19 protein-coding genes and 1 tRNA gene are annotated in these 22,438 nt (G+C 37.8%); 13 read left to right on the top strand and 7 right to left on the bottom strand.

Features of this window, described 5'->3' with window-relative positions; translation table 11 throughout:
• Nucleotides 1-232: 232 nt before the first annotated feature.
• Together NDQ75_RS02325 and NDQ75_RS02320 are read right to left on the bottom strand one after the other, a co-directional pair.
• On the bottom strand, nt 233-1,471 hold the full coding sequence (locus tag NDQ75_RS02325; RefSeq protein WP_202027766.1) for a site-specific integrase: 1,239 nt from the start codon (nt 1,469-1,471) through the stop codon (nt 233-235).
• Between the two features lie 238 nt (nt 1,472-1,709).
• Nucleotides 1,710-1,791 (bottom strand) — tRNA-Leu (locus NDQ75_RS02320).
• Between the two features lie 163 nt (nt 1,792-1,954).
• Between NDQ75_RS02320 and NDQ75_RS02315 the strand changes: the two genes are divergently transcribed.
• The 3 genes from NDQ75_RS02315 (at nt 1,955) to pth (ending at nt 4,423) form a co-directional block, all read left to right on the top strand.
• Entirely contained in the window at nt 1,955-2,896 is a 942-nt protein-coding gene (locus NDQ75_RS02315) for a ribose-phosphate pyrophosphokinase (RefSeq protein ID WP_202027765.1), read from the top strand.
• A 21-nt stretch (nt 2,897-2,917) separates the two neighbouring features.
• Nucleotides 2,918-3,538 carry a 50S ribosomal protein L25/general stress protein Ctc gene (locus tag NDQ75_RS02310; RefSeq protein WP_202027764.1) on the top strand — a complete coding sequence of 207 codons (621 nt, stop codon included), beginning with the start codon at nt 2,918-2,920 and terminating at the stop codon, nt 3,536-3,538.
• A 267-nt stretch (nt 3,539-3,805) separates the two neighbouring features.
• A complete protein-coding gene (gene pth, locus NDQ75_RS02305) occupies nt 3,806-4,423 on the top strand; it encodes an aminoacyl-tRNA hydrolase (protein WP_202027763.1) in 618 nt (205 codons plus the stop codon).
• A gap of 11 nt (nt 4,424-4,434) precedes the next feature.
• On the opposite strand, the gene NDQ75_RS02300 is transcribed toward pth, so the two are convergent.
• Both NDQ75_RS02300 and NDQ75_RS02295 read right to left on the bottom strand, forming a co-directional pair.
• A complete protein-coding gene (locus tag NDQ75_RS02300) occupies nt 4,435-5,133 on the bottom strand; it encodes a hypothetical protein (RefSeq protein ID WP_202027762.1) in 699 nt (232 codons plus the stop codon).
• A 3-nt stretch (nt 5,134-5,136) separates the two neighbouring features.
• Entirely contained in the window at nt 5,137-8,949 is a 3,813-nt protein-coding gene (locus NDQ75_RS02295; protein ID WP_202027761.1) for a reprolysin-like metallopeptidase, read from the bottom strand.
• 143 nt (nt 8,950-9,092) lie between these two features.
• Here NDQ75_RS02295 and NDQ75_RS02290 point away from each other — a divergent pair, with 143 nt between their 5' ends.
• The 10 genes from NDQ75_RS02290 to NDQ75_RS02245 all read left to right on the top strand — a co-directional run bounded on the left by NDQ75_RS02290 (nt 9,093) and on the right by NDQ75_RS02245 (nt 18,715).
• Entirely contained in the window at nt 9,093-10,031 is a 939-nt protein-coding gene (locus NDQ75_RS02290; protein WP_202027760.1) for a bifunctional riboflavin kinase/FAD synthetase, read from the top strand.
• Nucleotides 10,021-11,361, top strand: coding sequence for an HTTM domain-containing protein (locus tag NDQ75_RS02285; RefSeq protein ID WP_202027759.1), 1,341 nt, complete (start codon nt 10,021-10,023; stop codon nt 11,359-11,361). Before NDQ75_RS02290 ends, NDQ75_RS02285 begins: the two co-directional genes overlap by 11 nt.
• 171 nt (nt 11,362-11,532) lie before the next feature.
• The gene (gene serS, locus NDQ75_RS02280) at nt 11,533-12,801 is read left to right on the top strand and encodes a serine--tRNA ligase (protein WP_202027758.1); all 1,269 of its coding nucleotides are present in this window, start codon (nt 11,533-11,535) and stop codon (nt 12,799-12,801) included.
• Between the two features lie 405 nt (nt 12,802-13,206).
• Nucleotides 13,207-14,181, top strand: coding sequence for a LuxE/PaaK family acyltransferase (locus tag NDQ75_RS02275; RefSeq protein WP_202027757.1), 975 nt, complete (start codon nt 13,207-13,209; stop codon nt 14,179-14,181).
• A 261-nt stretch (nt 14,182-14,442) separates the two neighbouring features.
• Nucleotides 14,443-15,951 (top strand): F0F1 ATP synthase subunit beta, encoded by a 1,509-nt coding sequence (gene atpD, locus NDQ75_RS02270; protein WP_202027756.1) that lies wholly within the window; start codon nt 14,443-14,445, stop codon nt 15,949-15,951.
• A gap of 9 nt (nt 15,952-15,960) precedes the next feature.
• The gene (locus NDQ75_RS02265) at nt 15,961-16,278 is read left to right on the top strand and encodes a GIY-YIG nuclease family protein (protein ID WP_202027755.1); all 318 of its coding nucleotides are present in this window, start codon (nt 15,961-15,963) and stop codon (nt 16,276-16,278) included.
• Between the two features lie 70 nt (nt 16,279-16,348).
• Nucleotides 16,349-16,627 carry a F0F1 ATP synthase subunit epsilon gene (locus NDQ75_RS02260; protein WP_202027754.1) on the top strand — a complete coding sequence of 93 codons (279 nt, stop codon included), beginning with the start codon at nt 16,349-16,351 and terminating at the stop codon, nt 16,625-16,627.
• 144 nt (nt 16,628-16,771) lie between these two features.
• Nucleotides 16,772-17,209 (top strand): hypothetical protein, encoded by a 438-nt coding sequence (locus NDQ75_RS02255; protein ID WP_202027753.1) that lies wholly within the window; start codon nt 16,772-16,774, stop codon nt 17,207-17,209.
• Nucleotides 17,210-17,247: 38 nt separating this feature from the next.
• A complete protein-coding gene (locus NDQ75_RS02250; RefSeq protein ID WP_202027752.1) occupies nt 17,248-17,685 on the top strand; it encodes a hypothetical protein in 438 nt (145 codons plus the stop codon).
• Between the two features lie 91 nt (nt 17,686-17,776).
• Complete coding sequence (locus NDQ75_RS02245; protein WP_202027751.1) at nt 17,777-18,715, top strand: phosphodiester glycosidase family protein; 939 nt, start codon at nt 17,777-17,779, stop codon at nt 18,713-18,715.
• A gap of 13 nt (nt 18,716-18,728) precedes the next feature.
• Here the strand turns inward: NDQ75_RS02245 and NDQ75_RS02240 are convergent, their stop codons facing one another.
• The 3 genes from NDQ75_RS02240 to NDQ75_RS02230 form a co-directional block, all read right to left on the bottom strand.
• Nucleotides 18,729-19,454: a DUF4369 domain-containing protein gene (locus tag NDQ75_RS02240; RefSeq protein ID WP_202027750.1), complete on the bottom strand. Its 726-nt coding sequence runs from the start codon at nt 19,452-19,454 to the stop codon at nt 18,729-18,731.
• A 48-nt stretch (nt 19,455-19,502) separates the two neighbouring features.
• The gene (locus tag NDQ75_RS02235) at nt 19,503-20,768 is read right to left on the bottom strand and encodes a DUF819 family protein (protein WP_202027749.1); all 1,266 of its coding nucleotides are present in this window, start codon (nt 20,766-20,768) and stop codon (nt 19,503-19,505) included.
• Nucleotides 20,769-20,979: 211 nt separating this feature from the next.
• Complete coding sequence (locus NDQ75_RS02230; protein WP_202027748.1) at nt 20,980-22,437, bottom strand: glutamate synthase subunit beta; 1,458 nt, start codon at nt 22,435-22,437, stop codon at nt 20,980-20,982.
• Between the last annotated feature and the right edge of the window lies 1 nt (nt 22,438).

The following is a 22,438-nucleotide window of genomic DNA, read 5'->3' as shown; positions in this document are numbered from 1 at the left end:
TAGCTCTATCCTTCTATTCATCAAGAATTCTATGGTATTCTATATGGTAATTATAACGTTTGGATTTTAAAGAAGGTCTGATTCTTTGTTGTTTTTTTCCAATTACCTTCTAAGACATCACCTCATTCTAATCCGATCTCTATTAAAAGTCAGACTATATGAAAAACTTCACAGGTTAATGTATAATTTTATTAATGCAGAATTGAATTAAATATTGTATCATCAAAAAAACTTACAACGATTTTGTGTCTTTAAAATTTACTTTTTCACCAAAAACCTTTTTCGATTTCTGAATATCATCACTTAGCTTACGGTCAACTATTTTAGCATAGTGCTGAGTAGTTTTTAAAGATTTATGTCCAAGCATTTTGCTGACAGATTCAATAGGCACTCCGTTGGAAAGCGTTACCGTTGTAGCAAAGGTATGTCGAGCAATGTGAAAGGTGAGGTTTCTGTTGATTTCACATAGATTTGCAATCTCTTTTAAATAACTATTGGTTTTTTGATTACTTGACATGGGAAGCAGAGGTGATCCCTCTTGTTTTTCACTGTAATATTTAGCAATGATATTTCTGGCTGCTGGAAGCAAAGGGATATTACTGACGGTTCCAGTTTTGGTACGCTTCACCTTAATCCATTGTTCTCCATCAATTCCTAATATAATATCGTCATGAGTCAGTTTAGTAACATCAACATAAGCGAGGCCAGTAAAACAAGAAAAAATGAATACGTCCCGAACTTGTTCTAGCCGTTGATTTGATAATTCTTTATCAATAAGTTTGTTCAACTCTTGTCTAGTTAAGAACTCTTTTTCAATTTCAAGCGTTCGTAGCTTGAAATTATAAAAAGGATCTTTTTCTATCCAACCGTTTGCATGACTGATGCGAATTATCTTTTTTAAGTATGATAAATATTTCATAGCTGAGTTATGGGAAAGATCAACTGTGGTCTTTAAGTAATAGATAAAATGGTTGATATATTTGACATCAATGTCTTTTACCAAATAATCTATGGAAGAATAGGTAGTTTTGTTAAAATTGGACACATGACTTTTGGTTGTTTTATAACGCTGAAGGGTTCTGGCGGTATAATCTTTACCTACCAATTTTGCCATTTTTGAGTTGTGTTCATCAAATACTTCAAGAATACCTTTTCTGGAGTCATCTTTTCCTAAATATCGATTGCGAAGTTTTAAGGCTGTTATGTCTTGTTGCTTATCCATCATTTCTTGATAAGCCCGATATACATTTTTTTTAATCATATCCAAGTTTCTATTTGCCTCCTTGGCAGCAGGAGATGAGCCCATGAGTTTATTGGCCTTGGCATTCCATTTCTCCAAATTTACCTTTAAAAAGGTGCTTAGTTCGGCACGCTCTCCACCATAAGTGATTCGTAAATAAATGGTTCCAAGCTCTAAATCTTTAGCTTTGCTCTTTCTGATATAAAATAGGATAGATAATAAGTCTTGCATAGGTTACACCTTTTTCTATTTCAAAAGTAGTAGAAAGCAATCATATATTAAAATCACAAAATATTGATATTTAGTAATTTAACGTCTATTCGGGCGCACCTGTAGTGACACCCCAAGTGCATCCGAATCATTCACATTTTAGTTGATTTCAATTGAATTTAAATGAATATAGGGAATTAAAAAACCCTGTAAAATCTGGTGTTTTACAGGGTTTTAATATCAATTGATATATTAAAAGTACTCGAGGTGGGAATCGAACCCACACTCCCGAAAGAACTGGATTTTGAATCCAGCGCGTCTACCAATTCCGCCACTCGAGCAAAAAAAGCATTTCGCTTTATTTTGGATTGCAAAACTAAACAATATTTTTAATCTGCAAATTAAAATTAGCAAGAAATATACTTTTAGAGTTAAAATAAATTTCTAAATTTGCACCTCGTTTTACGACACGGTAGATAATTAACTATTAAACAATATATTACAATGCCTTACTCGGTGCCAGATCCAAAGATATTTGCCTGTACGCAAAGTCAGATTTTAGGAGAACAAATTGCTAAAGCATTCGGCACAGAACTGGGAAGGGTCTCGTTTACTAGATACAGTGATGGAGAGTTTCAGCCATCTTTTGAAGAATCCGTTCGTGGAATGAGGGTTTTTATTATAGGTTCTACCAACCCAAGTTCTGAAAATTTAATGGAAATGCTTTTAATGTTAGATGCTGCTAAAAGGGCGTCTGCAAGGCATATTACGGCAGTAATGCCATATTTCGGATGGGCGAGACAAGATAGAAAAGACAAGCCAAGAGTTCCCATAGGGGCGAAATTGGTGGCCAAATTGTTGGAGTCGGCTGGGGCAACTAGAATTATTACGATGGATCTCCACGCAGATCAAATTCAAGGGTTCTTCGAGAAACCGGTAGATCACTTATTTGCTTCTACTATTTTCTTGCCGTATCTAAAGGAATTGAATCTAGACAATTTAACTATGGCATCGCCGGATATGGGCGGTTCTAAAAGAGCATACGCATATTCAAAGTTCTTAAGTTCCGACGTTGTGATTTGTTACAAACAGCGAAAAAAGGCAAATGTAATAGACCATATGGAACTCATTGGAGATGTTACTGGAAAAAATGTAGTGTTGGTAGACGATATGGTAGATACAGCGGGAACATTGACCAAGGCCGCAGACCTAATGATGGAAAGAGGAGCACTGAGTGTTCGTGCAATTTGTACACACGCATTGCTTTCTGGAAATGCATACGAAAGAATTGAAAAGTCTAGGCTTACAGAATTAATTGTTACCGATTCTATTCCGCCGAAACAAAAGAGTGATAAAGTAAGAGTGTTGAGTTGCGCTGATTTATTTGCAGATGTAATGCACAGGGTACACCACAATACCTCGATAAGCTCTAAATTTTTAATGTAAATTATTTAATTTTTATATATAATGAAGTCAATTACAATTAAAGGATCTCAAAGAGAAAGCGTGGGCAAAGTAGCTACAAAAGCCTTACGTAATGCTGGGCAGGTACCTTGCGTATTATACGGAGGGGATAAACCATTGCACTTTGCAGCAGAAGAAGTAGCATTTAAAGACTTGGTGTACACCCCAAATGCGCACACTGTAGTTATTTCATTGGATAACGGTGATAAATACAACGCAATCTTGCAGGATATTCAGTTTCACCCAGTTACTGATGCTATCTTACACATCGATTTCTATCAGTTATTTGATGATAAAGAAGTTACAATGGAAATTCCTGTAAGAAAAGTAGGGAACTCTCCAGGTGTAATCGCCGGTGGTGTATTGCGTATGAACCAACGTAAACTGAAAGTAAAAGCAGTTCCTGCTAACTTACCAGATTACATTGATGCAGACGTTTCTAAATTAGAAATTGGTAACAAACTTTATGTTACTCAAGTAGGAACTGAAGATTACAAAATCATGCACCCAGACAACACCGTTGTTTGTCAAGTAAGAGTATCACGTGCCGCTATGAAAGCTGCTCAAGACGCTGCTAAAGAAGAAAAAGCTGCAGCAAAAGAAAAGAAGCCAGCTGCTGAATAAGCAAATAGCTTTAGAAGTGATTTAAGCTTTTCGCTTTCAAGTGAAAATTAGGTATTTTATGACTATTTGAAGGCTTTTTTGAGTTGCATAGCAGCGCTACGGAACGAAAAAAAGACAAAAAATAGGCGGAAAAGAGTAATTTTTTAGCGAATGAAAAAAGTTCAAACCACTTCTCAATAAATATTCAAAAGCACCTCAAGATTCGAGGTGCTTTTTTACTTTTGTGTCGTAGCTATAATCTCAGAATTTTAATCTGAATGAAAGAGTATGATGCAATTTTTTAAAAATCTTTTTACCAAAAAAGAAGTTGAAAATCCGATGAAGAAATTTTTAATTGTAGGTATAGGAAATATTGGTGCGGAGTATGAAAACACGAGGCATAATATAGGTTTTAAAGTGTTAGATTTCTTTGCTGAAAGAGAATCGTTCACTTTCGAGACCAATAAATTGGGCGCTACCGCTACTTATAAGTTCAAGGGACGAACTTTTATTTTTTTAAAGCCTAGTACTTATATGAACCTTAGCGGAAAAGCAGTGAAATACTGGATGACAAAAGAAAAGATTGCTTTGGAAAACCTTTTGGTGATTACAGATGATATTAATTTACCCTTCGGAACCATCCGATTGAAGACCAAAGGTAGCGATGGCGGGCATAACGGGTTAAAAGATATTCAGCAGCAATTGGGTACAACGGTTTACAACAGATTTCGCTTTGGTGTTGGTGCCGATTTTCAAAAAGGACGACAAGTTGATTATGTTCTAGGGGAATGGAATGAAGAGGAAAACGGTAAAATGAAAGAACGATTGGAAAGGTCCGTAGAGCTTATAAAATCATTCGGTACCGCTGGAGTAAGCAATACCATGAACACCTTTAATAATACCTAATAAAAGTTATATTATTCAACCCTGAACTGGGAGATTTCGGATAAGGAACTGTTGCCATTTTCGTCAATTGTTTTTACTTGCCAGTAATAAATTCCTGCTCCAAGGGCAGAATGAGTGTAGCTTTCCTCTGTTATCCCTGAGATGATGTTGCTCGAAGGTGGATTATTCTCTCCAATAGATATTTCATAGCTGGAAATATCTCCTTCAATATCGCTTCCTTTCCATTCAAAAGTTATACTTCCGCTGCTGTAGAGCGTATTTCCAGAAGAAGGCTCCAGTAAATCTGCGGGAAATGGGGGGTACGATTCAACTCCATCATCCGCATTGTAAAACTTCCACTCTTCGCTGTTGGCGGTTTCTTGAGAATTGTTGGCAAGTGAAATTACAAACCACTCATAAGGTGCACCTCTGGTTAACGTAACATCTAGACTATTTGTATTGCTTGCAAAAGTTTGAGTGTTATTGGTGTTCAGGTTGGTTACCAAAAGTTGGTACGAATCGGTGTCGCTGGCCTGGTTCCATTCAAAAGTAATGGTGCTCTCGTTTTCATTTGTTGGGGAAACTACGCCTTCGGTACACTCAGAATTTTCTAAAGGAAATATAAGAATGGCGGGCGCAGGATTTCGAGCAGGCGTATCATTGTCATCACTGCTACAGCTCGCGATGGTCATCATCAGAAAAATCAAAAATGGATATACAGTGTTTTTCATTTGTTACTTTTTGATGATTTTAATGGTTTTGGTCGTCTCGCTATTTTCAACATTCAATAAATACAATCCGCTTGGAAATTTATCTAAGTTGAGTTCTATTTCTCCGTTTGAGTTGCTCATTCTTTTTTCAGAAAAAACCAATTGTCCTGAAATGTCATACAAGGAGAGGTTGGTTTCACTTTGGGATGCTGAACTGTAAATAGTCGTTTGGCTAATAACCGGATTAGGAATTACTGAAATCTCGCCATGGGAAATAATGAGTTCTTGGAATATGCCTTGACAGTCTTTTTCTCCTGAAACCTTTAAAGTGTTGATGCCTTTCTGAAGCGTTATTTCAAATTCATCTTTATCTGTTTTTGAAATAATTCCGTTGTGCTCAATAGTGTAAAGGTTGCTTCCTGACAAATTGAGTGTGAGCATATTGTTGTCACTTTTGCTGGTAAATACATTTAGCGGTAATGGCTCACTTACAGTGATTTCATAACAGCTTTGGTAATTGGGTTCTTCTTCCAGTGTAAAGCAAAGATTGTAAGTGCCTGCTTCGAGCCCTTCAAAAGTGGTAGAGGTAGAAAAACTGTTGCTAGCATTGTTGGTTCCAGTTAAGATAGCAGTATAGCTAAAGCTTTCTTCGGCGGCCACTGTAATGCTTCCGTCGTTATTGCCGATGCACGATTCGTCGGTAACCACAATGTTGAAGTTGGTTGGGGATAGGCTAAAAAGCTCGCACCCATTAACATCCACTTTTGTTCCGCTAGGGGTGTTTGGGCAATTGTCATTGGGGTCTAACACGCCGTCTTGATCGGAATCCAGAACGAAATCGCCATCCACACAAAAGTCAATTCCGAAAGAGTTTATAAATCCGCCATCCTCATCGTTTGCATCATCCACTTTTAAAACCCACTTTCCCTTAATAGGTTCGCCGTTCAACGTAGCTAAAGTTTCTTCTGGTTTCACAATTCCCGAAAGAGCCGGAGTGCCGTTTGTACAAATAGGCAAAGTACCATCATCACTAAAGATAACATCCATGTCGTTTTGCTCGGAACATTGATTTACAATGAGCGGGATAACTGTCCCAGATGGTGAAATTAAGCTGATGCTCAAATCTTCCAACCATGTATGCGAGATGTTTACAGAAACCTCCATGGTATTTAAAAAGCCATTTTCAAAAATATCAATTGAAGAGGTGATAGTATTTGCGCCTACGCTTGGAATAGGGACGCGGTTGTTGTTTTCAAAAGAATTACACGAAATATTTACCGTTGAAAAAGTAAATGCAGGACTAAAACTTCCTTCGCCGCAAGTGTTTATTGGCTTTACACGCCAATAATAGGTTTGGGTTTCTTCAAGTTGTGGTGCTTGATATTCTGAAATATTTAAAATTTCTGAAAATAAAATATTGCTAAAGCTCGGTGTTTGCGCTATTTGTATTTCATATTGGTTTGCATTGTCATAATCTTCCCAACTTAGTATAGGAGATAGGGAAACTTCGGTTTCGTTATTCGCTGGGGAAGTAAGGTTTACGTTGGCAAAACTGTTGGAGAACACTTTAAGTTCTATGGGATATTCTTTTCTTTCGCCTCCTGAAGCCGTAGCGACTATTTTGAAACTATTGTTTCCTGGGATTAAATTTTCAATGCCACTCACACTTGTGTTGATTGAAGTATTGTTGCTTGTTGCATTCGGTTGACTAAAATTTATGTTCAATCCGCTAGGAGCGTCTTCCGTAGTAAAAGAAACGGTTTCATTGAAAGAGTTGTATGCGTGATAAGTAAATGGAATTTCAATATTATTAGGTTGGCAGACGTTGTATTCAATCGTATTGAATAGAAGAGCGAAATTAGAAGGTTGAATGCCTAGAACGGCTTCATTAATGGCAAAAAATATGTTGTTAGCTGCTTTCACCATTATTCTGGCATTGGTGGTGGTAATATCTCCTGGAATCACGACTTGTTTGGTGCCATCATTTTTTGTGTTATCAGAAAGAAGAATAGGAGCCTCAAAATTATTTTCAACGATCAGATAAATGTCCACAAAGCTCGTGTTGATAGGGACTTTATTTGTGCCAGCAACATTCCAGTTAACCGTGTAAACAGAGCCGCCTTGTAAAGTTTCTGGCGAATTTTGAGAGGTTATTGAAAATGCTTCCCCAGTATTGATGGTAGCTACCCTAAGGTCGCCTCTTGCTATTTGTCCGCCATTCGGGTTGTTGTCACGAACCAATAAGGAGAAATTTAGTGTTCTTGCTACATTCGGAATCACTTCCCAAAGCGGAGTAAGGTTGTTGTTTAAAATTTCACTCTCCTGCGGAAAGTACCTTTTTGATGATAAGGTGGGTAAAAATGACCGAAAAGCAGGTCCGCCTGTAGCATCTGGAACAGGTGGTTGCACTGATACTTCGTTGTTCTGTTGTTCCCAGCTGTATGTTAAAACGTCTCCATTGCTGTCGGTAACTTCAGCGTCCAGCACAAAAGCAGTACCTGCTGGGATGGAATAATTGGTTAAAGTCGAAATTACGGGAGCAGAATTAGGAATGTTTTCAAGAGAGCCACAGGTGCTAGCGCCTTGTGTGATATTATCCCAAATTTGGGAAATGCTAATCGCATGAAAATATGCGTCACTGCTGCCCTGTACGTTACTTGGGCAAATTCCTGCATAAGCCATTATTGTAGATCCGCTACCAGGTTCTACGGCGGTAGCAAGGGTCCTATTGCTATTACAAGAATTATTAAAAGTATGTGTAGCGCCAAATTGATGTCCAATTTCATGGGCTACGAAATCAATATCGTAGGCATCTCCCACGGGGCTTACAAAGGCGGTGGCACCTTTTGCTTTTCTGTCGGCAACACAAACGGATGATAAAACAGCAATACCGTCTCCGCCAGAACCGCTAGTGGCAAATATGTGACCAATATCATAGTTGCTGCTTCCAACGATATTATCGATAATGTTTTGGTTTTCTTCAATTAGTTCAACAGCCCTCCCGTTAGTAAATCCGTCTGTGTCGGGGTCTAGAAAAATAAGGTCGTCGTTGTTTGCAATAAGTTCCAGTCTAATTGCCAAATCGTTTTCGTAAACACTGTTAACTCGTGTAATTGTGGTGTTCATTGCGGCCAAAACAGCTTCCTTTTTTTGGGCTGTAGTGCCATTGGTAACATTTGCAGCTTCAATGTGGAATTCTGCATACTCTCCTGTGCAGGCCAATGCCATTCTGTATGTTCTTAACTGGCCGTCATCGACCGGTTTGGCGCTGTAGATGCCCATTGTTTTAGCTGTTACAGCATTTTTTTCTTCCATTACCTTACAGTGAAAATCAGCGGTATGAAAGTCCGATTTATCAGCGAGGTAATACATGTCCTTTTCAGTAGCGAAAGGATTTATCAAAGTTACATGTCCGTTGTTTCTAATCAGGCCATGGAAATTATTCGAGTCTATTGAAAAGTAAATCCTTTTTAACGGATTATCTTCTGAAACTCCCTGATAAGATTTAATTGAAGGATATTTTTGCGAAAGCTCTTTAGAAAGTACCGCTTTTTCAGTAATCTTAAAAGTTTCATAGGTTCCCTTGCCGGTCGGGAAACGTAAATTTACAGTGTTATTCTTGTTGGCAAAGCCATTTTTTTTATCAGAAACAGCTTTTAGTGCTGCCTTTAATTCAGAAAAATTTAAGTGGAAACTTGGGGTTTGTTGTACTTTTTTTAAGGTACTTATTTTTTGAGAGCCCTGCGCTGGCTGCCAAACAGATTCTTTTTGGGAATACGTTGATAGTGAATATAATAAAACACAAAAAATGCTAAAAAGCTTGGCGGTATTATTCATTTGTAGCAAAGTATGGCAATAAAAATAATGAAATTTGCGGTGGATTATGTAAAAAATACGAGATACCTACTTTAAATTAGTTAAATATTCTCTTTTAAATTTGTTATTTTGTGGTGGATGATGTTTAATTTAAATGCTTTTAAGTGATTATAAAGCGAAATCTTTTTGATAAAGATAATAGTTACTATTCCGTAGTAACAGTAGGTACGTATGATGGGGTGCATGTAGGGCATCGAAAAATTATAGATAAACTGGTGGCGAATGCAAAGGCCAACGACTTAAAATCGACTATTTTAACTTTCTTTCCGCACCCTCGAATGGTGTTGCAGCAGGCGTCGGATTTGAAGTTGTTGAATACCTTGGAGGAGAAGATTTCCATTTTAAAAGAAACGGGACTTGATGTCTTGATTATCCATCCTTTTACGAAAGAATTTTCAAGGCTTACGGCGGAAGAATATGTAAAAGACGTGCTCGTGGATAGCATTAGCGCCAAAAAAGTAATTATTGGTTACGACCATCGTTTTGGCAGAAATAGAACGGCAACTATAGACGACCTTATTAAGTTTGGTGAAAAATACGATTTTGAGGTAGAGCAAATTTCCGTGGAAGAAGTGGATGAGGTTTCGGTGAGTTCAACCAAAATCAGGAAAGCGTTGGAAGAAGGAGATGTGTCTACGGCAAATACTTTTTTAGGTTATCCGTATATGTTAACGGGTACGATTACCAAAGGAAAAGGGTTGGGCAAGCAGATAGATTTTCCAACCGCCAATATTCACATTAAAGAAAAATATAAACTTATTCCTAAAAAAGGAGTTTATATTGTTAAAAGCAATCTTAATGGGATTGAAGTTTTTGGGATGATGAACATTGGGTACAATCCAACCGTTAATGGTGAAAAGAAAACTATTGAGGTTCACTTTTTTGATTTCAATGAAGATTTGTACGATAAAGAAGTTCGGGTAGACCTTTTACAGCGTCTTAGAAACGAACAAAAGTTTGATTCTATTGATGAATTAAAAAAGCAACTCTTAAAAGATAAAGAGGCGAGTTTGGCTTTCGTAGAAAAATACTATGCTAAATAAATTTCTCTTCACGCGTATCGATAATGTTTCCCTAGTTGTTTTTAGGGTCGTATTCGGTTTGCTTATTTTTTTAGAATCCGTTGGAGCCATTTTTACGGGTTGGGTTAAAAGAACCCTGATTGAGCCAAATTTCACATTTAATTTTATCGGACTCGATTTTTTGCAGCCATTGCCGGGTAATGGCATGTATTTCTACTTCGCCCTAATGGGCGTTTTTGGGTTTTTGGTGATGCTGGGCTATAAATATCGTTACAGCATGAGTGCCTTTACGTTGATGTGGGCAGGGGTGTATTTCATGCAGAAAAATTCTTACAACAATCATTATTATTTATTGTTGCTCCTTTGTTTGTTAATGATAATGGTGCCTGCCAGCAGATATTTTTCCTTAGATGCCCGTAACAATCCTTCGTTTCAAAGAATTTCCATGCCCCGTTGGTGTAAATGGATTATCATTCTTCAGGTTTGGATAGTGTATACGTACGCTGCAGTTGCCAAATTGTATGGCGATTGGTTCGATATTTCGGTAGTGGAGTTATTAATGAAACCTCGGGCACATTATTATATTATTGGTGATTTATTGCAGGAGCGATGGGTACATTATTTCATAGCCTATATTGGAATTTTGTTCGACTTTCTTATCGTCCCTTTATTGCTTATAAAGAAAACCAGAAAATGGGCCTTTTTTGCTTCTATATTTTTTCATCTTTTCAATTCCATTGTTTTTCAAATAGGAATTTTCCCATACTTGTCGCTGGGATTTTCACTGTTTTTCTTTGAAGCGGAAACCATCCGGAATATTTTTCTGAAAAAGAAACCGATTTATACCAAAAACGAACTGGAAATACCTCCCTATAAAAATGCACTCCTTGTTTTTGCGGGTATTTGGTTTGCAATACAAATTGCGCTTCCCGTGCGCCATTGGTTTATAAAAGATGATGTGCTTTGGACAGAAGAAGGACATCGGTTAAGTTGGCGAATGATGTTGCGTAGTAAAAGTGGTTATATAACTTTTAAAGTGGTAAATAAAAAAACGGGGAATGAGAAATATGTTAATCTGAAAGAGTATTTATCGCCTAAGCAACAACGAATAATAACCTCCAAACCTGATGTTATTTGGCAGTTTGCCCAACGCTTAAAAAAAGAATATCAAGCGAAAGGGGAGGATGTTCATGTGTATGCCGTTTCCAGCAAAGTAAGTGTAAATGGTGGAAAACTTAAACCGTTTGTAAAGCCCGATGTGGATTTGGCAAGCGAGCCGTGGCATTATTTTTCGCATGAAGAATGGATATATCTGTCTGAGTTGAAAGAATCAAAGGACTGGGAGGAATAGCCAATTTAATTTTCTTTTTTACAAAACCTCACTGCGTCTTCAAAAAACCTTTAAAATACATTTCCTAATCATTTGCAAAGGTTTAAATTTGTGCCTTTACACAAAGATGGTAGAAAACAATTTTTGTGTAAAAGGAAATAGATTCAGTATAAAATAAATTATTTAAAAATCATGCTTCAAGTACCGTTTATTAGAGACAACAAGGAGGAAGTGGTGGAACGCTTAAAGGTGAGGAATGTAGATGCTTCCGTTATCGATGCTGTACTTTCTTTAGATGAAGAGCGCCGCGCATTGCAAACAAAATTGGATAACACCTTGGCGGAATCTAATAAGCTTTCCAAGGAGATAGGGGGGTATTTTAAAAGCGGAGATATAGAAAAAGCGAACGAGTTAAAAGCGAAAACTGGGGAGCTCAAAGAAACTTCAAAAACCTTAACGGAAGAGTTAAATAGCAAAGCAGATGCTCTAACAAATTTGCTGTATACAATTCCGAATATTCCGCATAATTCAGTTCCAGCTGGTAATTCTGAAGATGATAACGAAGAAGTTTTTAAAGAAGGTGAAGTTCCTGTTTTAGATGGGGCTGCGCTACCGCATTGGGAATTGGCTAAAAAATACGATATTATTGATTTCGATTTGGGAGCGAAAGTTACCGGTGCAGGTTTTCCAGTTTACAAAGGAAAAGGTGCACGGTTGCAACGGGCTTTAATCGCATACTTTTTAGATAAAAATACCGAAGCTGGTTATGTGGAACATCAAGTGCCGCATTTGGTGAACGAAGCTTCTGGTTTTGGAACGGGTCAATTACCGGACAAAGAAGGGCAAATGTATCATGTACAAGCAGATGATTTGTATCTTATCCCAACTGCCGAGGTTCCATTAACCAATATGTTTAGGGGTGAAATTGTTTCTGAAAGCGATTTGCCTATTAAAATTACGGGGTATACGCCTTGTTTCAGAAGAGAGGCAGGAAGTTACGGAGCGCATGTGCGCGGACTAAATAGATTGCATCAGTTTGATAAAGTAGAGATTGTACGTGTAGAGCATCCTGAAAATTCCTATAAAGCTTTGGATGAAATGGTAGAGCACGTGAAGGAAATTTTAAGGGAACTCAAACTTCCATACCGAGTGCTTAGACTTTGTGGGGGGGATATAGGATTTACATCTTCCCTTACCTACGATTTTGAAGTGTATTCAACAGCTCAGGAAAGATGGCTGGAAATCAGTTCTGTTTCTAATTTTGAAGCGTATCAGACCAACCGATTGAAATTACGCTTTAAAGATGAAAACGGCAAAAGCGTTTTGGCGCACACTCTAAATGGAAGTGCTTTGGCACTGCCAAGAGTATTGGCCGGAATTCTTGAAAATTACCAAACACCAGATGGAATCAAAATTCCGGAAGTCTTGGTGCCGTACACTGGTTTTGATATGATCAAATAATAAAACTATAGTTGAGGATTGCGTTGGTGTAAAGCGATTATGAAAACCCCTTATCCTCAGAATAGTAGTCAAAAGCTCCGAAAACAGGAGCGAAGGTACTAAGCGACGCGGAGTTTTGATTACGGTTTTTCGGCTTTATAGCCGAAAAAATTCCTTGGATAAGGCGCCTTTTTCTTTGTTTCGTTTCTTTTGGGCGAGCAAAAGAAATGAAAGAATGTTCTACAGATCGAAAAAGCTAATTGCTATCTACGTAACTCTGAATTCGAGTAAATGATGTTTCTTAGGAAATAAAAGCATATAAAGAGGAAACCCTGACCAAAAGCGTCAGGGTTTTTTGTAATTTGTATTGATGATAAAATTTTATTCGGTTTAAACTCTACTTATCTTTGTGCCTCACAAATTGGTATGGATACAAGTCAAATTTTCAATATAAAATCAGAAGCCGACTTCAAAGAAGTGACACTTTCGGTTTTTGAATTTCAGTATAAAAACAATCCCGTTTATAAGCAGTTTTGTGACTTATTGGGTAGGAATCCTTCCGAAGTGAACTCCATTGAAACCATTCCGTTTTTGCCTATTGAATTTTTTAAATCGCATACCGTATTAAGAGCCCGGAAACAAGAAGAGATTATTTTTACAAGCAGCGGTACAACAGGAAGTGCAACCAGTAAGCACTTTGTGACCGACTTGAAAGTTTACGAAGATAGTTTTAGGAAAGCTTTTTCCCTGTTCTATGGAAATGTGAATGATTACGTGGTTTTGGCATTGTTGCCGGCTTATTTAGAGCGCAAAGGTTCCTCTTTAATTTATATGGTAAACGATTTGATAGAAAATTCAGGTGCTGAAAAAAGCGGATTTTATCTTCATAATCTAGATGAACTTGCGCAACGTTTAAAATTCTTGGATGCTGATGGGAAAAAAGTGCTGCTCATCGGTGTTTCCTTTGCATTATTGGACTTGGTAGAACGTTACAATTTTGATTTAAGGAATACCACGATTATGGAAACCGGCGGAATGAAAGGCCGCCGTAAGGAAATGATTCGTGCTGAACTGCATCAAGTACTTTCAAAAGGATTTGGAGTGGATAAGATTCATTCGGAATACGGAATGACAGAACTTTTGTCGCAGGCCTATTCAAAAGGAGATGGCGTTTTTGAATGTCCGCCATGGATGAAAATACTAATTAGAGACCCTGAAGATGCACTCACTCTTCAATCCGAAGGAAAAACAGGTGGTCTCAATGTAATTGACTTGGCCAATGTAAATTCATGTTCATTTATCGCTACCCAAGATTTAGGCCGTGTAAAAGGAAATGTTTTTGAAGTAATTGGAAGGTTTGATCATTCGGATATCAGGGGGTGTAATTTAATGGTTTTGTAAGATTCTGAAGCTTTTTTCTGTTTTGCGTTGATTGAATAAAGTGAGGAAACGAAAATTGCAATGTTGTTATAAATCCATCGGTAAATTAGAAATATGGTGCTAGTTGTAACTTGCAAAGTAACAGTAGGATAAGAGGTTGAAAAAAAAAGTATAAATTGATTAATTTTTTCAATTAAAAATATATCTTTGCAGCGCGAAAAAAGCATCTATTCGAAGAACTTTTTTCAGCAAATAATAAGCTTAACATTAAACACTTAAGTAATGTCTAAAATTACAGGTAAAGTTGCACAAATTATTGGTCCAGTTGTAGACGTGAAATTTGGTTCAGAGTCTGAATTGCCAAATATATACGACTCATTGGAAATTGATAGAAAAGATGGTTCTAAATTAGTTCTTGAGGTACAATCCCACATTGGGGAAGATACCGTAAGAACAATATCTATGGATTCTACGGATGGTTTAAGTAGAGGTACAGAAGTTATCGCTACTGGAAATCCTATTCAAATGCCAATAGGTGACGATGTTTACGGACGTTTGTTTAATGTTATTGGAGATGCTATCGACGGTATTGGTAACTTGCCAAAAGCTGGTAAAGACGGTTTGCCAATTCACCGCGAAGCACCAAAATTTGAAGATTTAACAACTTCTACGGAAGTACTTTATACTGGTATTAAAGTAATCGACTTGATTGAGCCTTATGCAAAAGGTGGTAAAATTGGTCTTTTTGGAGGTGCTGGTGTAGGTAAAACAGTACTTATCCAAGAGTTGATTAACAATATTGCTAAAGGTCACGGTGGTTTATCTGTATTTGCCGGTGTTGGTGAAAGAACGCGTGAAGGAAATGACCTTTTGAGAGAGATGCTTGAGTCTGGTATTATTAAATACGGAGACGAATTTATGCACTCTATGGAAGAAGGTGGTTGGGATCTTTCTAAAGTAGATAAAACTGCTATGAAAGAATCGAAAGCTACATTCGTATTCGGACAGATGAATGAGCCTCCAGGAGCACGTGCTCGTGTGGCATTATCTGGATTGACAATTGCTGAATATTTCCGTGATGGAGCAGGTGAAGGACAAGGAAAAGACGTTCTTTTCTTCGTAGATAACATCTTCCGTTTTACACAGGCTGGTTCGGAGGTGTCTGCACTTCTAGGTCGTATGCCATCTGCGGTAGGTTACCAACCTACTTTGGCTACAGAAATGGGAGCGATGCAAGAGCGTATTACTTCCACTAAAAGAGGTTCTATTACTTCTGTACAGGCGGTTTACGTACCTGCGGATGACTTAACGGATCCAGCGCCAGCAACAACGTTTGCTCACTTAGATGCAACAACGGTACTTTCTAGAAAAATTGCAGAGCTTGGTATTTATCCAGCGGTAGATCCATTGGATTCTACTTCTCGTATCCTTACTCCAGATGTTTTAGGAAAAGAGCATTACGGATGTGCGCAACGAGTTAAAGAGCTTTTACAGCGTTATAAAGAATTACAGGATATTATTGCGATTCTTGGTATGGAAGAACTTTCTGAAGAAGATAAGTTGGCCGTTTCAAGAGCAAGACGTGTACAGCGTTTCTTGTCGCAACCTTTCCACGTTGCTGAGCAGTTTACAGGTATTCCTGGTGTATTGGTTGACATTAAAGATACTATCAAAGGATTTAATATGATTATGGACGGTGAGTTAGATCATCTTCCAGAGGCAGCTTTCAACCTTAAAGGAACCATCGAAGAAGCTATCGAAGCAGGAGAAAAAATGTTGGCTGAGGCGTAGCCTTAGCTAATGCTGAACTTGTTTCAGCATCCTTTTGTAAGTTTTTTGCTTGTGCGATATTTTGTTTATATTTTATCTAATTTAAACAGAACAGTATTGTACGTAGGTTATACAAAGGATATCAAAAAAAGGGTTGAATTGCACAGAAATGGCAAAGGGGCTTTTTTTACGAAAAAATATAATGTTACAGACCTTGTTTATTTTGAAGTTTTTTCTGAAAGTAATGTTGCTAGAAGGCGAGAAAAACAACTTAAAAATTGGCATAAAGATTGGAAGTGGAATTTAATTCGTGAGAAGAATCCAGATTTCAAATCGATTGAATTGTAAGGTTATAGTGGGACTTTGAATAAAAATAAAAGATCCTGAAACAAGTTCAGGATAATATACATAACAAGTTATGATATTAGAAATAATAACACCAGAAGCCACTTTGTTTAAAGGAGAAGTTACTTCGGTAGCAGTGCCTGGAGTGGATGGTGAGTTTCAAATGTTAGACAATCACGCACCCATAGTTTCGCTTTTGGGTAAAGGGAATGTGAAAATCTACGGGGATATTAAAATTGATAAGGTGTATGCTGCTAAATTCTCCAAAGGGGGAAACGGAGCTACTTTGCTGCCAATTACCAGTGGAACTGTAGAAATGAACAATAATAGAGTGATTGTTTTGGCAGATTAAAACATAATTATTACCAAACAAAATATAGACCCGATAGTTTTTAAAAACTATCGGGTCTTTTTGTTTTGGGATATTTCAAGCTTTTCTCTTTATGAATAAAAAAATGTATCTTAGAGGATATAAACTGTTTAAAAATAACGTTTTATGACCGAAGAGAATGCGAGTGAAGCTCCTATTTGGTTTTGGGCAATCGCTATTTTTGCATTAATATGGAATTTAACTGGACTAGGTTCTTTTATAGGTTTAATGAGTGCTTCAGAAGGGTCGTTATTGGCATATCCTGCAATCGAGCAGCAATTATTTCGTGATTATCCCGTCTGGGTGCAAATTGTTTATGCTGTGGCTACTTTATCTGGTGTTTTTGGAAGCATAGCGCTTCTTTTAAAGCAGCGTTGGGCTAGATTGCTATTCGGACTTTCAGTAGTGGCAATTATCATTCAAATGATCTATAACCTCATTAAAATAACTAGTTTGGATAAATACAGTCCAGAAGCCGTTATGATCCCGGTTTTTATAGTTGTTACATCAATCTTTTATCTTTTCTTTTCCCATTTCAGTATTAAAAAGAAGTGGATTTATTGATGATTGCAAAATCAGGAATAACCAATTAAAATAAACATATGGAAAGTTCAAAAACAATTAAAATACCATGGTGGTTTTGGCTGATCGCTGTGTTGGCTTTAATTTGGAACCTTATCGGTGTTGGAGCCTTTATTGCAGATGTTACAATCACTCAAGATGCATTAAATAGCCTTCCTGACGCCCAGCGTGAAATTTATGAGAACAACCCCAGTTGGTCCAAGGCTGTTTATGGAATTGCTGTTTTTACTGGTGTTTTGGGTTGTATAGGTTTGCTTATAAAGAAAAAATGGGCAAAAGCTGTTTTTGTTATTTCTTTGCTAGCTATTTTAATCCAAATGGGTTTTAGTTTGTTTGTATTAAAAACACCCGATGCATTCGGACCTATAGCATACGTCATGCCAGCGCTGGTTATCTTGATAGCCGCATTTTTGGTTGCTTTCTCAAATAGGGCAGCTAAACGGGGTTGGCTGAGGTAATTGTTGGACTTTACAATTTTCAATCTACAAAGGCCGTGGAGATGTTTCCGAAGTTTTTATCGTAGTTTTATATTTTCAAGCTTACTTTTCTATGGATAAAAATAATTGGTATTTGCTAACGGTTTTTTGTTTTCTACTGAATGTATTTTTCGCCCAATCACAAAATGAATTAAACTGGGAAATCAGAACAGACTTTCGGGATTTTCTTCCAAGCTCGATTAAGATTTTTGAAACCTTTTCTACCTTATCGGATGGTGAGGCATTACATGCAGTTTATGCCGAAGTAGATAGTAAAGATTCAAATATAGAGCTTTGTACTGAGTTTGTTGGTCATGGAAATGCTTACAAAACACCTTTAGAATTTGCGAATGATGAAAAGACGCTTGATTATGTTACAGTAAATGGAGGTTATTTTTCGGACACGCAATCTGTCAGTTTAATAATTAAAGATGGCAGATTACAAACCCCAGGTGCTTTTGTTGTTCATGGAGGTAAATATCCCACGAGAGGAGCTTTTGGTGTTGATAATACAGGGAAGCCTGCCATAAAGTGGACGTATAATTTTAAAGGAGATAGTCTTACGTATTCTTATCCGGAACCGCGCGAAAATCTCAACAAAGAGCCTATTAAAATTGAAGAAACTGAGGCTGAAGTCTGGAAAGTTACTTCGGCAATTGGCGCTGGCCCTGTGTTAGCGGTAAACGCTCAGCCAAAAGTGTATGCTGAAGAAGAACATATCCATGCAAGTTTACTTGAAGCTAAAGAACCTCGAACAGCCATTGGGTATACCAAAGATGATAAGGTCATATTACTCGTTGTGGACGGAAGGCAGCCGGGTTTTAGTAATGGTATTTCTCTGCCTGGTCTCGCTAAAATTATGGTGGATTTGGGTTGCGTAAGGGCTTTGAATTTAGACGGCGGAGGGTCGTCTGCCATGGTTGCTGCCGATACATTGATTAATTGTCCTTCAAACAAAGGAAATGCACAGAGACCGGTACCCTCAGTATTTATGGTTAAACGGAAAAAGTGAAATTTAAAGCGCTTTATTGTAAAGAATCGGTGGCTAAATCTCTAGATTTTAGCTCTTCAATATATTCTTGAAGCATTTTCCCATATTTAGACTCAGCAACCTCATCGCTTAAAGAATTATTAATGGAGTCCAAGTATTTTACATTGGTGTTGTACGCGTCGGTAAGGGTTATGTATGGAGCTGTGTAAGAATCACTATGATTAAATATAAAGTTTAGTGTGTACAGATAGCTTCTTTTCAAATTGCTGTTGGAAACTTTCTGAAGTGAATCGGCCAATGCTAACTTACCTTCTTTTTGTGCTTCCAGCGTTTCTTTTATGAGTTCTAAATTCTTTTCAGAAAACTTACTAATAATTTTTTTATAAGACATCCAATCCTCATGGCTTTTGGAGCCTTCTACTTTTGCTTCCGGAGCAAAGTAATCCCTAGAAGTGGTAATTGTAATAGCACCAGGTTCTCCGAAAAAATCCAATCGGTCGTTTAGGTTGTTGCCATCATTTTTGTCCAAGTACAGCGAGAAAACTTCTGGGCTTTCCACATTGGTGGAAAAATTAAAGGTAGGATTTCCGTTTATTACTACCGAATCGATTGTAACCAAAGTGCTATCGGCTACTTTTTGAAAATATACTGTTCCTTTACGCAAACCTTCAATAGTTCCGTTTACGGTCATATTATCATTTTCATTTCCGCAGGAAGCGAAGGCAAAGGCTATAATTGTTGCTAGGAGTAATCGATACATAGTTTCTTTTTTCTGAAGGGCAAATATGCATAATTCTAACAAAAATTGCTACACTTTTGAAGCCAATTCCATTAAATAAGCACAAAAAATTGCGGCGTAGGTCCCAGCGGCATATCCAAAAACAGCCAAAAGAACGCCCACAGTTGCTAAAGAAGGGTGAAATTCTGCAGCAACAACGGGAGCAGAGGCGGCGCCACCTACGTTTGCTTGACTTCCAACGGCCAAAAAGAAATATGGGGCTTTAATTATTTTGGCAACAACAACCAATAGAAGTGCATGAATTGTCATCCAAATTAAACCGATGGCAATAAGTCCAGGGTTTTCAAATATTTTGAAGATGTTCATTTTCATTCCAATCGTAGCCACCAGGATATAAATACAAATAGAACCGAACTTGCTGGCGCCAGCACCTTCATAGTTTTTAAATTTGGTAAACGAAAGAACAATTCCAATGGCAGTTGCTATGGTAATCATCCAAAAGAACTGGGAGCCAAAAGAGGACAAAGCACTTTTTTTATCGTTAATGGAAGCAACGTTTTCTTTTAAGAATTCAGAAATAGCATCAGCGCCAAAATGAGCAATGCCTACAGCCACAAAAGCTATGGACAGAATCATCATATAATCGGTGAGTGTGGGTTGGCGAGACACTTTTTCAGCAAAAGCCATCATTTTATTTTTTAGGGTATCAATAGCGCTATTGTCAGCTTTTAGCCATTTATCAATTTTATTGGTTTTACCAACGCCAAGGAGCACGACAGCCATCCATAGGTTGGCAACTACAATGTCTACGAGCACCATTCCGCCATATTTCTCTGGGTTATATTTAAAAATCTCAAGCATAGCGGCTTGATTGGCTCCGCCTCCAATCCAACTTCCTGCGAGGGTAGCGAGTCCGCGCCAAACAGCATCAGGTCCAACACCGCCCACGGTATCAGGAGAAATAGAAGAAACCAAAAGAATAGCTAAAGGTCCTCCAATAACAATTCCCAGCGTTCCCGTAAAAAACATTATTAAAGCTTTTGGACCTAAATTGAACACCGCTTTTAAGTCGATACTTAACGTCATTAATACCAAGGAAGCTGGCAGCAGGTATCGGCTTGCAACGTAATATAAATTGGATGTCTCATCAGAAATAATACCGAAAGAATTAAAGAGTGAAGGGAGTAGGTAGCACATTAAAACTGCGGGTACGAATTTGTAAAACTTACTCCAAAAGCCTGTCTTTATAGCTGAAGTGAAAAAAACAAAACCTAAACATAACATGATGATACCAAATACTATGGTATCGTTGGTGAAAACGGGAGTACCTTCCATTGAAAAAAATTTTTGGAAAAATACAAAATAGAAAGATAACGAATATAGTCAATCATAAAAAAAGCCGACTTCCATCGAAGTCGGCTTAGGAAAATTAAATAAATGTTTACTCACTAAGTGAGGTTTGCTAGGTTGGTATTAATGCATATTTGAATTATAAAAAATAGGTTTATCAATCTGAAACTTCCTTTTTATAACACAATTTTCTGTTTTATGCTGATGGTAAATCTCCTCTCTCTTTTACAGGAAGGGAAGAAGAACCCATCAAAAATTTATCTACATGATGTGCTGCCTCTCTACCTTCTGAAATAGCCCATACAATTAATGATTGCCCTCTGCGCATATCTCCAGCAGTAAAAATGTGCGGGATATTAGTTTGGTAATTATTTCCTTTAATATTAGACCGCTCATCGGTATGGAGACCAAGTTGTTCACTTAAGGTAGCTTCTGGACCTGTAAAACCTAAGGCAAGCAAAGCCAGTTCGCAAGGCCATTCTTTTTCAGACCCCTCAATTTCTTGTAATTGTGGACGTTCTCCTGGGATTTTTACCCATTTTACTTCCACCGTTTTAATGGCTTTTAGGTTCCCGTCACCATCTTTTATAAATTCTTTGGTTAAGATGCTCCAATTACGCTCCACACCTTCCTCATGAGAAGAACTTGTTTTAAGCGTGAAGGGCCAAAATGGCCATGGATTTTCTTCTGAACGCGATTCTGGAGGCATTGGCATAATCTCAAAGTTCGTAACTGATTTTGCGCCATGACGGTTGGAGGTTCCAACACAATCAGAACCTGTGTCACCACCACCAATTACAATAACGTTTTTGCCTTTAGCGTGTAAGGCTTCAGTTGTTTCTGCTAGCCCATCTACAACTTCGTTATTACGCTTCAAAAACTCCATTGCCTGAACAACGCCTTTTGCATCTGCTCCAGGGATAGGTAGTTTTCTTCGTTGGGTAGCGCCTCCGCAAAGTACCACAGCATCAAATTCGTTCAATTTCTCTGCTTCGTAGTTTTTTCCAACGTGAATATTGGTTTTAAACTCGATTCCTTCTTCCTTCAGGATGTCAACTCTACGGTCGATTATTTTTTTCTCGAGTTTAAAATCTGGAATTCCGTAGCGTAACAATCCGCCTACTTTGTTGTCTCTTTCAAAAACAGTTACTGAATGTCCTGCGCGGTTTAATTGTTGAGCAGCTGCCAAACCAGAAGGTCCAGAACCCACTACGGCTACCGTTTTTCCTGTACGTTTTTTAGGAGGATTCGCTTTAATCCAGCCTTCTTTAAAACCGCGTTCCACGATATATTTTTCAATAAGCTCAATGGAAACTGGCGGTTGGATAATGCCTAAAACACACGCAGATTCACATGGCGCCGGACATAATCTCCCCGTAAATTCTGGGAAATTATTGGTGGCATGTAAGAGACGTAGTGCTTTGCTCCAATCGTTTTTATAAACGGCATCGTTGAAATCTGGAATTAAATTCCCTAGCGGGCATCCACTATGACAAAATGGAATTCCGCAGTCCATACAGCGACCGCCTTGTTCGTTTAGTTCTTCTGTGCTGAGTTCTTTGGTGAACTCATTATAATTTTTAACACGTTCGTCAACAGCAATTGTGTCTTCATCGCGTCTTTCATATTCTAAAAATCCTCTTAGTTTTCCCATG

Source organism: Galbibacter mesophilus, assembly GCF_023721415.1.
Lineage (GTDB): Bacteria > Bacteroidota > Bacteroidia > Flavobacteriales > Flavobacteriaceae > Galbibacter > Galbibacter mesophilus.
The sequence above is the reverse complement of the archived record's forward strand: the minus strand, read 5'-3'. Positions and strand labels throughout refer to the sequence as shown.

Coding starts and splice junctions, on each gene's coding strand:
- NDQ75_RS02325 (WP_202027766.1), bottom strand. CDS start 1,471: ATGCAAGACTTATTATCTATCCTATTTTATATCAGAAAGAGCAAAGCT.
- NDQ75_RS02315 (WP_202027765.1), top strand. CDS start 1,955: ATGCCTTACTCGGTGCCAGATCCAAAGATATTTGCCTGTACGCAAAGT.
- NDQ75_RS02310 (WP_202027764.1), top strand. CDS start 2,918: ATGAAGTCAATTACAATTAAAGGATCTCAAAGAGAAAGCGTGGGCAAA.
- pth (WP_202027763.1), top strand. CDS start 3,806: ATGATGCAATTTTTTAAAAATCTTTTTACCAAAAAAGAAGTTGAAAAT.
- NDQ75_RS02300 (WP_202027762.1), bottom strand. CDS start 5,133: ATGAAAAACACTGTATATCCATTTTTGATTTTTCTGATGATGACCATC.
- NDQ75_RS02295 (WP_202027761.1), bottom strand. CDS start 8,949: ATGAATAATACCGCCAAGCTTTTTAGCATTTTTTGTGTTTTATTATAT.
- NDQ75_RS02285 (WP_202027759.1), top strand. CDS start 10,021: ATGCTAAATAAATTTCTCTTCACGCGTATCGATAATGTTTCCCTAGTT.
- serS (WP_202027758.1), top strand. CDS start 11,533: ATGCTTCAAGTACCGTTTATTAGAGACAACAAGGAGGAAGTGGTGGAA.
- NDQ75_RS02275 (WP_202027757.1), top strand. CDS start 13,207: ATGGATACAAGTCAAATTTTCAATATAAAATCAGAAGCCGACTTCAAA.
- atpD (WP_202027756.1), top strand. CDS start 14,443: ATGTCTAAAATTACAGGTAAAGTTGCACAAATTATTGGTCCAGTTGTA.
- NDQ75_RS02265 (WP_202027755.1), top strand. CDS start 15,961: ATGCTGAACTTGTTTCAGCATCCTTTTGTAAGTTTTTTGCTTGTGCGA.
- NDQ75_RS02260 (WP_202027754.1), top strand. CDS start 16,349: ATGATATTAGAAATAATAACACCAGAAGCCACTTTGTTTAAAGGAGAA.
- NDQ75_RS02255 (WP_202027753.1), top strand. CDS start 16,772: ATGACCGAAGAGAATGCGAGTGAAGCTCCTATTTGGTTTTGGGCAATC.
- NDQ75_RS02250 (WP_202027752.1), top strand. CDS start 17,248: ATGGAAAGTTCAAAAACAATTAAAATACCATGGTGGTTTTGGCTGATC.
- NDQ75_RS02245 (WP_202027751.1), top strand. CDS start 17,777: ATGGATAAAAATAATTGGTATTTGCTAACGGTTTTTTGTTTTCTACTG.
- NDQ75_RS02240 (WP_202027750.1), bottom strand. CDS start 19,454: ATGTATCGATTACTCCTAGCAACAATTATAGCCTTTGCCTTCGCTTCC.
- NDQ75_RS02235 (WP_202027749.1), bottom strand. CDS start 20,768: ATGGAAGGTACTCCCGTTTTCACCAACGATACCATAGTATTTGGTATC.
- NDQ75_RS02230 (WP_202027748.1), bottom strand. CDS start 22,437: ATGGGAAAACTAAGAGGATTTTTAGAATATGAAAGACGCGATGAAGAC.